Annotated in this window: 13 protein-coding genes; 4 read left to right on the top strand and 9 right to left on the bottom strand. The window is 59.9% G+C overall.

Going from position 1 to position 11991, the window contains the following annotated elements; genetic code table 11:
* Positions 1-54 precede the first annotated feature (54 nt).
* Entirely contained in the window at positions 55-936 is an 882-nt protein-coding gene (locus tag NH398_RS00760; RefSeq protein ID WP_253015880.1) for a helix-turn-helix transcriptional regulator, read from the bottom strand.
* Positions 937-1104: 168 nt separating this feature from the next.
* Between NH398_RS00760 and NH398_RS00755 the strand changes: the two genes are divergently transcribed.
* Genes NH398_RS00755 through NH398_RS00745 form a run of 3 tightly spaced genes read left to right on the top strand, consistent with a single transcriptional unit; the run spans position 1105 to position 3395 of the window.
* Positions 1105-1809, top strand: a complete 705-nt coding sequence (locus NH398_RS00755; protein WP_253015878.1) for an ABC transporter permease — start codon at positions 1105-1107, stop codon at positions 1807-1809.
* Positions 1806-2540 (top strand): ATP-binding cassette domain-containing protein, encoded by a 735-nt coding sequence (locus NH398_RS00750; protein ID WP_253015876.1) that lies wholly within the window; start codon positions 1806-1808, stop codon positions 2538-2540. The genes NH398_RS00755 and NH398_RS00750 overlap by 4 nt, the downstream gene beginning before the upstream one ends.
* Before the next feature lie 39 nt (positions 2541-2579).
* Positions 2580-3395: a substrate-binding domain-containing protein gene (locus NH398_RS00745; RefSeq protein WP_253015874.1), complete on the top strand. Its 816-nt coding sequence runs from the start codon at positions 2580-2582 to the stop codon at positions 3393-3395.
* Positions 3396-3458: 63 nt separating this feature from the next.
* On the opposite strand, the gene NH398_RS00740 is transcribed toward NH398_RS00745, so the two are convergent.
* The 8 genes from NH398_RS00740 to NH398_RS00705 form a co-directional block, all read right to left on the bottom strand.
* Complete coding sequence (locus NH398_RS00740; protein WP_253015872.1) at positions 3459-5045, bottom strand: ABC transporter substrate-binding protein; 1587 nt, start codon at positions 5043-5045, stop codon at positions 3459-3461.
* 38 nt (positions 5046-5083) lie between these two features.
* Positions 5084-5974: a homocysteine S-methyltransferase family protein gene (locus NH398_RS00735; RefSeq protein ID WP_253015870.1), complete on the bottom strand. Its 891-nt coding sequence runs from the start codon at positions 5972-5974 to the stop codon at positions 5084-5086.
* An 89-nt stretch (positions 5975-6063) separates the two neighbouring features.
* Complete coding sequence (gene cysN, locus NH398_RS00730; RefSeq protein ID WP_253015868.1) at positions 6064-7509, bottom strand: sulfate adenylyltransferase subunit CysN; 1446 nt, start codon at positions 7507-7509, stop codon at positions 6064-6066.
* Positions 7509-8468 carry a sulfate adenylyltransferase subunit CysD gene (cysD, locus tag NH398_RS00725; RefSeq protein WP_253015866.1) on the bottom strand — a complete coding sequence of 320 codons (960 nt, stop codon included), beginning with the start codon at positions 8466-8468 and terminating at the stop codon, positions 7509-7511. The genes cysN and cysD overlap by 1 nt, the downstream gene beginning before the upstream one ends.
* Positions 8469-8658: 190 nt before the next feature.
* Positions 8659-9393: a phosphodiesterase gene (locus NH398_RS00720; protein WP_253015864.1), complete on the bottom strand. Its 735-nt coding sequence runs from the start codon at positions 9391-9393 to the stop codon at positions 8659-8661.
* Between the two features lie 39 nt (positions 9394-9432).
* Entirely contained in the window at positions 9433-9879 is a 447-nt protein-coding gene (locus tag NH398_RS00715) for a DUF1249 domain-containing protein (protein WP_159342630.1), read from the bottom strand.
* Between the two features lie 9 nt (positions 9880-9888).
* On the bottom strand, positions 9889-10539 hold the full coding sequence (locus NH398_RS00710) for an NUDIX domain-containing protein (protein WP_253015862.1): 651 nt from the start codon (positions 10537-10539) through the stop codon (positions 9889-9891).
* Between the two features lie 107 nt (positions 10540-10646).
* Positions 10647-11291, bottom strand: a complete 645-nt coding sequence (locus NH398_RS00705) for a TRAP transporter TatT component family protein (RefSeq protein WP_159342632.1) — start codon at positions 11289-11291, stop codon at positions 10647-10649.
* A 163-nt stretch (positions 11292-11454) separates the two neighbouring features.
* Here NH398_RS00705 and greB point away from each other — a divergent pair, with 163 nt between their 5' ends.
* Positions 11455-11988, top strand: coding sequence for a transcription elongation factor GreB (gene greB / locus NH398_RS00700; protein ID WP_253015860.1), 534 nt, complete (start codon positions 11455-11457; stop codon positions 11986-11988).
* Positions 11989-11991: the final 3 nt, after the last annotated feature.

Below are 11991 nucleotides of genomic sequence, written 5' to 3'. Positions count from 1 at the left end.
GCATCTTATACAATCGTCAAGCGCAGTTACCAAAATCGTCCAGTCGCTAGGCGCTTAAGCGTTGTACAACACACGCCCTAGCTGGCCCACATCGTAACCGCTAAGGGTGCTGGCTCGCTGGGCAAAACGGGGCGTGCGCGCAAAGGCAAAGAGCGCCTGAACGGCGGGCTCGAAATAGCTGCGTCGATGCATGACCATATCGAAGGACTCCTCCACCAGCGGAAGGAATTCCAACTGCTGGCGCTGGGCAGCGGCCTGCATGCCAAGCCCGACATCGGCGTCACCTTGGGCGATGGCCAGGGCCAAATCGTCTTCACTGAGCGCAGGGTGCGCCGCCCATCTCAGCGCTTCGTGCGCGACGCCCGCCTGCTGCAGCAAGCAGTTCATGAGCTGCGCGGCTCCTGCGCCCGGCTGACGATGGGCCAGCACGGCTTTGCGCTTGGCAATGTCGCCCACCGATTGAATGCCCAACGGATTGCCTGGGGCCAAAAGCAGCCCCTGGCGGCGCGTGGCCCAATGCAGCACGATCAGGTCGCGCACTCCGCCCAGGCCCAACGCAGCAGGTTCGTTATAGCGCCCGGAAGCCGCGTCGAGCAGATGGATCCCCGCTAGCATCGCCCTGCCTTCCAGCAAGCGTCGGACGCCATCGCCACTGCCCTGACACAACGAGGCCAAGTCACTCCCGCTCTCGCGCACTGCCCACTCCAGCAGCGGGTCTTGGCTGCCCGCCAATACCGGCGGAGGCGGCTGCCGCTGCGCCTGGTCGCCTTCCAAGTGGCTAAGCACCCACATATCGATATGCTGCCGAGGAAACAGCAGCTTTCCCGTCGCACGGCTGCAGGGGATATGGCCCTGACGCACCAGGTCGTACACCTTGCGCTCTTTCAAACGCAGATAGTCGGCCACCTCAGCGGTGGTCAAATAGTCGTTTGGCATCGCTCACCCTGCATTTATCTGCGTATGGCTGCATATATTTCAGTAGACAATGCATAACATCAAGTAAACGTACACTATGCAGCCTAACGAAAACGCTGAGCTCTCACGATTCTCCCGTGGCCACCGCACTGGCGTGTGCGCGACCCGACGCTTCTACATCAGGTACTTATGTCAGCAAGTGATAACCCTTTTTATACGGCGCTCGCGCTGATTCTGGGCATGGACTCCGATTTGATCGACATCGTGGTGCTCTCTTTGCAGGTGTCGCTGGTCGCCGTGCTGATCGCCAGCGCCTTGGCGTTGCCGGTGGGAGCGGCGCTCGCCCTATGGCGTTTTCCTGGACGTAATGGACTGATCGTCGTACTCAATGCACTGATGGGGCTACCGCCGGTCGTGGCAGGGCTATGTGTCTATTTGCTGCTCTCCCGGGCAGGACCATTAGGCTCGTTTGGGCTGCTGTTCACGCCCAGCGCCATGGTGATTGCTCAAGTCATCCTGGTATTTCCCATTATCGCCGCGCTGACGCGCCAGCAGGTGGAAGCCCTGCACCATGAGTACGCCGAGCAGCTACGTTCGCTAGGGCTGACCCAGCGACGCATGATGCCCACCCTACTGTGGGATGCGCGCTTTGGCCTGCTGACGGTGATTCTGGCGGGCTTTGGCCGGGCCAGCGCCGAAGTGGGCGCGGTGATGATCGTCGGCGGCAATATCGACGGCGTGACTCGGGTGATGACCACCAGCATCGTGCTGGAGACCAGCAAGGGGGACCTTCCCCTGGCGCTCGGGTTGGGCATCGTACTGCTGACGCTGGTCACCCTCATCAATGCGCTGGCCCATGCGGTCAGTGAAGCGGCCAAGAGGCGGTTAGGATGAATGCACCGCTCACCTCCTCTTTCACCTCAATGGCCAATGTGCCAGCCCTGCACTTTCAGCAGGCGAGCTTTACCCATCGTGGTCACGCCTTGTTGGTGCCCACCACCCTCACGCTGTCTGGCTGTCAGCGTACGCTGATCATGGGGCCTAACGGGGCGGGTAAAAGTCTGTTCATGCGTTTGGCTCATGGACTACTCCGCCCTAGCAGCGGCCACGTTAGCTGGGAAGGCGCACCTCCCGTCCAGGCCATGGTGTTTCAGCGGCCGGTGCTGCTGCGTCGCTCGGTCATCGATAACCTGATCTACGCCCTGGCCGTCAAACGCGTGCCTCGCCGGGAGCGCAAAGCACTCGCCTGGCAGGCGCTGGAGAAGTTCGGCTTAGCAGCTCTGGCCAAACGCCCCGCGCGGGTGCTGTCTGGCGGCGAGCAGCAGCGGCTCACCCTGGCACGCGCTTGGCTGTTAACCCCTGCCGTGCTGTTTTTGGATGAACCCACCTCCGCCCTTGACCCCGCCGCCATTAAGGCGGTGGAAGATGCAGTGAACGAGTTTCACCAGAGCGGGACGCGCATCGTCATGACGACCCACGACCTGCATCAGGCGAAGCGGCTCGCCGACGACGTGCTGTTCATGTACGGCGGCCAAGTGCTGGAGCACACCAGCGCCGAGCGATTTTTCGACACCCCGGCCTCCTCGCAGGCCAGGGCGTTTATCCGGGGCGAACTGGTTTGGTGACCCCCACTCAGCGTTGAACAACACCCAAAGGAGCAGACCGTGAAGACAATGACCACGCTTATCACCGCCAGCGTATGCACGACCGCCTTGGCCTGGAGTGCTTCCCTACTCGCGGATGACGACTTCATTACACTCGCCTCCACGACGTCCACCGAGAACTCAGGGCTGTTCGATGCCATTATCCCCACGTTCACCGAGGCCACCGGCATCGACGTGCGCGTGGTGGCCGTCGGCACCGGGCAAGCGTTTGAGATCGGCCGCCGTGGTGATGCTGACAGTCTGCTGGTACACGATACGGCAGGCGAGGAGCAGTTCGTGGCGGACGGTTACGCCACGGAGCGTTTGGACGTCATGTATAACGACTTCGTGATCGTAGGCCCCAGTGACGACCCGGCAGGCATTAGCGACAGCGAGAGCGTCGCCGACGCCTTTGCGCGTATCGCCGAGAGCGGATCACCGTTTGCCTCAAGAGGCGATGACAGCGGCACGAACCGCGCCGAACTGCGGTTGTGGGAAGACGCGGGCGTGACGCCTCAAGGCGAGTGGTACCGCGAGCTGGGCAGTGGCATGGGCCCGACCCTAAACACCGCTGCGGGTATGGACGCCTACACCTTTACCGACCGCGCCACCTGGGTCGCGTTCGATAATCCGCAAAACCTCACGCTGCTGTTCGAAGGTGACGAAGCGCTGTTTAACCAGTACGGCAGCCTGCTGCTCTCGGAAGAGCGTCATCCGCACTTGAAGCACGATTTAGCCGCCCAGTGGCACCAGTGGCTCGTTTCTGAAGAGGGTCAGCAGGCGATTGCTGACTTCGAGGTAGATGGCCAACAGCTGTTTTTCCCTAACGCTGAGTAAGCCGATCGCCAAAGCGCCAGCCCAAATTTGACGGGCTGGCGCTCGGCTCGGGTCACCTTTGGCTCAACTGGCGATCCACATCTTCTCGACCGAGCGAGTCGCTACCTCACCCGGCACGTCAATATAGCCGCGTACGTCAGCACGATTGGCAGAGATCGAATCCATATAGAGCGGTGCCACGGTGCTGCCCTCCTGCTGATACAGCACCTGGATATCGTGGTACATCTGACGCCGTTTGGCCTCGTCCTGCTCACCACGTGCCGCAATGATCAACTGATCGAGCTGCTCGTTGGCCCAGCGCGCTTCGTTCCACGGCGCATTCGATAAATTGACCATGGAAAGGTAGGCATCCGCCGTTGGGCGGCTCGACCAGCCAGAGGCGCAAAACTCGTGCTGACGCCACACTTCCGACCAGTAGCCATCGGCGGGGACGCGATTGACCTCCAGCGGTATTCCGGCACGCTGGGCCGACTGCTGATACAGCTCCGCCGCCGAGACCGCGCCTTCAAAGGTCGCACCGTCTGCGGTGCTTAGCCGAATGGGCCTATCCATGCCGGATTGACGCCAGTGATGGAGCGCTTTGTCCGGATCGAAGGCATGGCTGGGGAGATCAGTGGTGAAGTAAGGATTGCTGGGGAATAGCGGTGAGTCGTTACCCACCTGACCATAGCCTTGCACCAGCAGATTCAATAGTTGCTCTCGGTCGAGGGCGTACTTCATGGCCAAACGGACGTCTTTGTTATTGAAAGGCGCGCGGTCGGCCAAGCCGGGGAACGTTACCTGGAAACTGCCCACGTTACGGTTGATGGTGAGCGATGACGCGCTCTCCAAACGGCTGACGATACTGGGTGTCACCCGATTGACGAAGTGAACCGAGCCGCTCATCAGTGCCGCCACCCGTGCGGTGGCATCGTTGAAGGCGCGGGTTTCGACGCTGTCGACGAAGGCACGATCCGACTTCCAGTAGTTCTCGTTGCGCTTGACCAGGGTACGTACTCCCGGCTCAAAGCTCTCCAGCACGAACGGCCCGGTGCCAATCCCGTCATCGAAATTCGCACCGGCAGGAGTGATGGCAAAGTTCACCTCTCCCAGCAAATATGGCAAGTCCATGTTGGGTGCCGACAACGTCATGACCACTTGATGGTGGCCACGGGCGGTCAGCTCAGTGATCTGCTCCATGTAACCCTTCACGGCCGAAGGCGAATCGTCAGCACGGTGATGGTTGAGCGAGTACACCACATCGTCGGCGGTGAGGGTTTTGCCGTTATGGAAGGTCACGCCTTGTCGCAGGGTAAAGACCCACTGCGTCGCATCGGTCGTCTCCCACGATTCGGCCAACCCGGGTGCCAACGTGCCATCATCGTGGAGTTCGGTCAGGGTATTAAATAGCTGACGCCCCACATGGTACATGTACTGCTCGAAGTAGTAGGCCGGGTCCAAACGATCACTGCTAGAGGCGTTATCGATCGCCAAAATGAGATGCCCACCGCGTTGTGGGGTAGCATCCGTTTGTGCGCTCGCCCAGCGTGGCAACAGTAGTCCGCCCAAGGCGCTGGCAGATACCGATAGCGCAGCGGAGTGTTGCAGAAACTGGCGACGGGTGACGCCAGCCATGCGCCCCGCACCGGGTAAGTTCGTTCCTTTCTTCATGGGGAGATTCATCCTATGCAATCAATAACAACACGCTGCTAGCTACGTACCGCGTCGGCCAGCTTGGCAATGTGCTCAGGGCCAATACCACAGCAGCCGCCGATCATGGTGGCGCCGGCGGCCTGCCAGCGCTGGGCGAAGTCGGCATAGGCATCGGGCCCTAAGTCATCACGCATGTCACTCACACCGGCGTTGGCGGCGATGCGGTTACTCTGAGGGACGAAACTATTGGCGTACACGCCCAAACGCAGCGTGGCCCCTTTCTCCAGCACCACGGTGTGCGCTTGGCGAAGCGCCTCTTCCATCACCTCCGCTTGGCTGCAGTTGAACAGCAGCGCTTCCCCACCGGCTTCCAGCACGGCGTTCACCGCTGCGTCGACCCCCTCACCAGAGCGCAGTACGCAGGGCAGTTCGCCGTTTTCATCGGCGTCTTGCAGGGTGAACGAGAACCAGCGTGGGCGGGTATCGTCACCCAGCGCAACGGCCACAGCCCGGGCCTCCTCCGTGGCGCTCAGCGTCTCTGCCAGCCACACGTCCACGTAGGGAGCTTGACCCTCGATCAGCGTGGCCAGCAGTTCCGGGGCGCGCTGGGCATCGAAGAGCGCCGGCTGATAAGAACCGAACAGCGGCGGCAGCGATCCCGCGACGGTCACCGCATCTCCCGCCACGCTGTCACGCGCTAGCTTTCCCGCCAGCGTCGCCAGTGCCAAGCCGCGCTCGGCAAAGCACGCCTCGCCAATGTGAAAGGGCACGACGGCATAGGCATTGGTGGTAATCACCTCGGCGCCTGCCTGAATGAACGCGCGGTGCGCTTGGGTCACGCACTCGGGGGCTTCCATTAGCGCAAGCGCCGACCACTCCGGTTGGCGAAACGGAGCACCTAAGCGTTTCAACTCACGTCCTAAGCCACCGTCTAACAGGGTTAACATCGACTCTCGCTCCTTGGTGTCTCGATTCAGCATTACCTAAAAATTGACGCCGCAGAGCGGCGTCAACAGGGGTTCAATAAGGGGCGGCGTTAGCGTCCCAGCAGCGACCCGATATCTTTTGCTTCCCAGTGCGGGAAATGCTTGCGCACCAGCGCGTTCAGATCGCGTTCGAAGGCGGCCCAATCGGTAGTGGTGGCCTGCTGGCGCGCATTCGCCACGCCACGAATCATGCCCGCTCCCACCGTCACATTGGTCAGCCGATCGATCACGATAAAGCTACCGGTGCCTGGGCTAGTGCGATAATCGTCGACGGGAATAGCGGCGGTCAACTCTACCTCGCAGCGGGCAATGGCATTGAGCCCCAGCGAATCGGTGGCGTGCTTTTCCAGCGTGTTGACGTCGACCTGATACTCGATGGCGCTGACCTGCCCCGCTAAATCGCGGGTCGCCAGCTTGATATCGTAGAGCTTGCCGGGCGTGAGGGCCTCCTCATGCATCCACACGATGTCGGCGCTAAAGACGTTCGACAGCGGAATCTCGGCATCGGCGCTGACGATCCAATCACCGCGGGAAATGTCGATCTCGTCTTCCAGAGTAACGGTAATCGCTTGGCCGGGGTACGCCGCGTCCAAATCACCGTCGAAAGTGACCACGCGTGCCACGCGAGACGTCTTACCGGAAGGCAGCGCTTTGACCGCCTGGCCGGGACGCAGCACCCCCGCCGAGAGCGTGCCGCAGTAGCCGCGGAAGTCCAGGTTCGGGCGATTGACGTACTGCACAGGCAAACGCAGATCGGTAAGGTTTTGATCGCGGCTGATTTCGACGCTCTCCAGCAGCTCAATCAGCGTTTTGCCTTCGTAGCGCTGACTATCGTCAAAGTACCAGGGCGTTTGCTCGCTGGGGTTGACCACGTTGTCGCCGTTGAGTGCCGACATCGGCACGAAGCGGATATCCGGGGCTTGCAGGTTCTTAGCGAACGCCCGGTACTCCTCGACAATCTCGTTAAAGCGCGCTTCTGAGAAGCCCATCAAATCCATCTTGTTGACCGCAATAACCAAGTGCTGAATGCCCAGCAGGTCGGCAATGAAACTGTGGCGGCGTGTCTGGGTCTGCACACCGTAGCGCGCGTCGATCAGAATAATCGCCAAGCTTGCGGTGGAGGCACCGGTCGCCATGTTACGGGTGTACTGCTCGTGCCCAGGGGTATCGGCAATAATGAACTTGCGCTTTTCGGTAGAGAAGAAGCGGTAAGCCACATCAATGGTAATGCCCTGCTCCCGCTCGGACTGTAGGCCGTCCACCAGCAAAGCAAGATCCACCGCATCCCCAGTGGTGCCGCTGGTTTTAGATGCTTTGGTAATCGCTGCCAACTGATCTTCAAAGATCATTTTGGAGTCGTGAAGCAGCCGCCCGATCAGGGTGGATTTGCCATCGTCGACGCTGCCGCAGGTAATAAAGCGCAGCAGGTCTTTGTTTTCGTGCTCGTGCAGGTATTGCTCGATGTTATCGGCAATTAACGTTGACTGGTGCGCCATTAGAAGTACCCCTCACGCTTTTTCTTCTCCATGGAGCCGGCCTGATCGTGGTCGATGGCACGGCCGCTGCGCTCGCTGGTTTTGGTCAACAGCATTTCTTGGATAATTTCCGGTAGCGTTGCTGCCGTGGATTCCACCGCGCCGGTGAGCGGGTAGCAACCCAGGGTTCTAAAACGCACCCACTTCTCTTCCGGCACCTCACCTGGGGCCAATGGAAGGCGGTCATCGTCTACCATGATCTGCATACCGTCGCGCTCAACCACCGGGCGCTTGGCGGAGTAGTACAGCGGCACAATCGGAATCGACTCAAGGTAGATGTACTGCCAGATATCCAGCTCGGTCCAGTTGGAAAGCGGGAAGACGCGAATCGATTCGCCTTTATTGACCTTGGCGTTATAGACGTTCCAAAGCTCAGGGCGCTGATTTTTGGGATCCCAACGGTGGTACTTGTCGCGGAAGGAGTAGACGCGCTCTTTGGCACGGGAGGCTTCTTCGTCACGACGCGCACCGCCGAAGGCAGCATCAAACCCATACTTATCCAGCGCCTGCTTGAGCGCCTGGGTTTTCATAATGTCAGTGTACTTCGCGCTACCGTGATCAAAGGGGTTGATGTTAGCTGCCCGCCCCTCTTCGTTGGTGTGCACAATCAGCTCCATGCCCGCCTCTTCCGCCATGCGGTTGCGGAACGCGATCATTTCGCGGAACTTCCAGGTGGTATCGATGTGCATCAGCGGGAACGGCGGCGTGCCAGGGTAGAAGGCTTTGCGCGCCAAGTGCAGCATGACCGAGGAGTCTTTACCGATGGAGTACATCATCACCGGGTTACTGAACTCTGCCGCCACTTCTCGGATGATGTGGATCGACTCGGCTTCGAGCTGCTTCAGGTGGGTCAGCCGGGCAGCATCCGGTGCGCTTGGCACCTCTTGCGTTGCCGCCGACGGCGCAGAAAACTGGTTCATTACCTACTCCCTCACAAAACGGTGCTTGCTTGTATCGAGACGGCTTTTCAAGGAAGCCTTTGCAAACATGAACGGCCGTCCAGCGCACAGGGATCGCAAGACGGGCATTTGTGGGTAGGGTAACGCTAGGTCAATAATAACCCAAAAGAATTAATAACTATCTTTTTAGATCTATAACGCCTAAAAAACATCACACGATCACGCGCTCCACCCAGGTCTCCCACGCCTGGCCGTGAAAGTCGACGATGCGGTAACCAGGGCGTGAAGCTTCGTCGATGGCAAATGCCTCAGCCCCTGGCAGAAATTGATCCGACAAGGCGGGGCAACCATAAACGCCAATATCGGTTCCTGCTGCCTGATGATGTTGGGCATAGGCCTGATGCGCGTGGCCAAACAGGATCACTTTTACCTGCGGATACGCGCTCAGGAGCTGCCAAAAAGCATCGCGGTCCTGTAGGCCAATCGCATCCATCCAGGCGGCTCCCACGTCCACCGGCGGGTGGTGCATGGCAATCAGTGTGGGACGGTCGTCGTGTTCGAGGCGCGCCGCCAGCGCGCCCAAGGCGTCGCTTCCTAATTCGCCGTGGGGCTTGCCAACGACCTGAGTATTGAGCAGTAGCAAGCGCCACTGCTCCAAATCCACTTCGTCGAGCAGCGGCTGCTCGGCACTCATCAGCTCTAGCTGATCATGGTTACCCGGTATCCAGAACCACGGGCAGGGCAACGCACAAAGCGCTTCCCGTGCATGGGCATAGGAGGCAGCGGTTTCATCCTGACTGACGTCGCCGGTGAACACGACGACATCGGGCCGCTCTGCGGCGACCGCTTCTAGCACGCGTTGAAACTGCTGCCACGGAATCCCTGCTCGGGAGCGCGCCTGTTTATCTGCATGTAAGTGTGAATCGGTAATTTGGACAAGCCGCATTCACCTAGCTCCCTTGACCTGAATCGTGTACGACGTGAATTAACGCAGCTCGGGCATGTCCACCGCATGACCATGGGCCAGCCCGTGGGCCAACCACTCGCCCAGGAAGCAATTGAGCTGTAGCTTTTCATCCGGTTGATGCATACGGGCATTGGGGTAGCGGTAGCGGCCGCTGAAGTGGCGCTCGCGCTGAAAATCGATCACCTCTGCCATGCGCACATCATGGTAGAGGTGTACGCGCATGCGCGGCCCTTCGATCACGGCATCCAGCGGCCCGCTCTGGGAGACCTCTACCAGCGTGGTATAGGGGGCTTCCTGCAGAATCACCAAGTGCAAGTCACCAAAGTGCTGGTGATCGCTGCGCAGGGCGATATCACGGCGCTGACCGCTCTCCATATCCCCCACTAGGCGCAGCAGACGCAGATAGTTCGCGCTGCATTCGCCCTGTAGGGTCTTCAAATCGGTAACGTAGGCGGCTCTTGCCATGATGACTCCTTACTGGGTTCGCTTGGCGTCAGTCGTCGAAAGGGCGGCGCGTTGAGACGCGGCGCGCAGCGATGCCCGCTGCCCCGCCAGCCAATGCAGCCCAATCAACGACATGGCGTTGTCGAGTCTTCCCTGCTCTAGGAGTTCCCAAGCATGCGTAAACGTGACGATATGCACCCGAATGTCTTCGTGCTCATCGTCGACTCCATACACACCGCCAAGCCCTTGGGTATCCACCAGACCGCAAAACAGCGTCACGCGCTCGTTGCAAGCACCGGGGCTGGGATAGTAGGTGTGCAATTTGGTCAGTTGCCCTACTTGGCAACCGGCCTCTTCCAGCGCTTCGCGGCGGGCAACGTCTTGCAACGACTCGTCTTTGTCCACGAGACCCGCGACGAATTCTAATTTCCACGGGGAGGTGGGGTCATCGATCGCCCCGGCGCGAAACTGCTCGATCAGTACCAGCGCATCACGATGGGGGTCGTAGAGGAGCACACCCACCGCATCGAAGCGGTGATGGACTTCGCGGCGCACGGCATCGCTCCAGCCGCCTTCGAACAGGCGGTGGCGCAGCTCCAGCGCTTCTAAGCGAAAGAATCCTTGATAGAGGGTGTCGCGTTGGATGAGTTCGACATCATCACGACTAAGCGTAGGACCCATACGGCACTCCCGGTGATCACAATCGTCCTATTATCAATGCTGCCCACCGGGAATGCCAATGCGGTGATTAACCGCGTGTCATCAGTGTCGAAAAGATGACGGGTACGTTACAACTGGCTGAGTAGCGCCTCGGCGTCACGGCGCAGCGCTTCATCGGACACTTGACGGTTCTCACGGGCCGTGCCGTTCACCGCACGCTGGGCATGCTCCCGCGCCGCCTGGGTGTTGCCCTCCTCTTTCAAGAACGCCGCGTAGTAGTAGTTCACGTCGATGCCGTCGGGGCGAAGCTCCAACGCGCGCTGGAACATGCGCTCGGCAGTATCGCTATTGCCAAAGCCTAATGGACGGCCCGGCGCGCGGTCGTAGAGAGCCCCCAGCGTCACGTAGGCCGAGCCATTGCCACCGGTGGGGTCGATCTCGATGGCACGCTCCAGCACGTCGCGGGCGTCTCCGGCCGTTCCCAACGCTCCCAACCCACCGCGTTCGCGGGCATAGGAAGCCAGCACGATCCCCTGCCAAATCAACACGTCGGCTTCATTAGGATGCTGGCTGGCGAGCTGTTCGGCTTCACTGGCGAGCGCCTTTAGCGTCTCTTCCCGCTGGTTCGCGGGCATTTGCGTTACCGTATGCTCCCAGCGGTTTTTGAGTGAAAAGATCTCACCCTCGAACGCCGACGCACTCAAGGGGGCCAGCGCCAGCGTGCTGCCCAGGGCGGCGGCGATCAACAAGCGGGAAAAGGGAATAGCGTGCATAGAAACCTCCAGGTTTGTTGTTGTAGCGGCTTACTCAGATAATGTAACGAACGTTTGAATGATTCGCCAGACATTCACGACTTTGTTATAAAACGTCCGCGTAGCGTAAGCTAACCGCCTGGGTAGGAGCGCCCTACCAGGCATTGGAGGAGAAGATTGGCTCATGAAAGGTCGTAACATGACCCGCTGGCGGGACCCGGCGAAGGATCCTCGCCAAGCCCCTAAAAGCAATTTGATTACCGCCGAGGGGGCCGCCCGGCTGCGCGGCATTCTGGATCATCTTTCGCGGGTAAAACGCCCTGAGCTATCCGCGAAGGTGGGCGAAGCCGCCGCCCTTGGCGACCGCAGCGAGAATGCGGATTACACCTACAACAAGAAAGAACTCAACCGAGTCATTGCCCGCATCCGCTATTTAACCAAACGGCTCGATGAGCTGCAGGTGGTGGATCGTCTGCCCGCCAATACCGACAAAATCTTTTTTGGCGCCTACGTGACGCTGGAGGAAGAAGAGGGCGAAGAGTTGCACATTCGCATCGTGGGGCACGACGAGTTGGATACTCAAAAACGCTGGATTAGCATCGATGCCCCCATGGCGAAGGCGCTGCTGGGCAAAGAGGTCGATGACGACGTCACGGTGCTCACGCCCAATGGCGAGACGTTTTACACCGTGACGGCGATTCGCTACGACCATCTCTAACGG

It is taken from the genome of Halomonas sp. CnH100-B (assembly GCF_024124605.1).
Taxonomy (GTDB): domain Bacteria; phylum Pseudomonadota; class Gammaproteobacteria; order Pseudomonadales; family Halomonadaceae; genus Vreelandella.
Note: the sequence above shows the minus strand (reverse complement) of the source record. Positions and strands in the feature narration are given on the sequence as shown.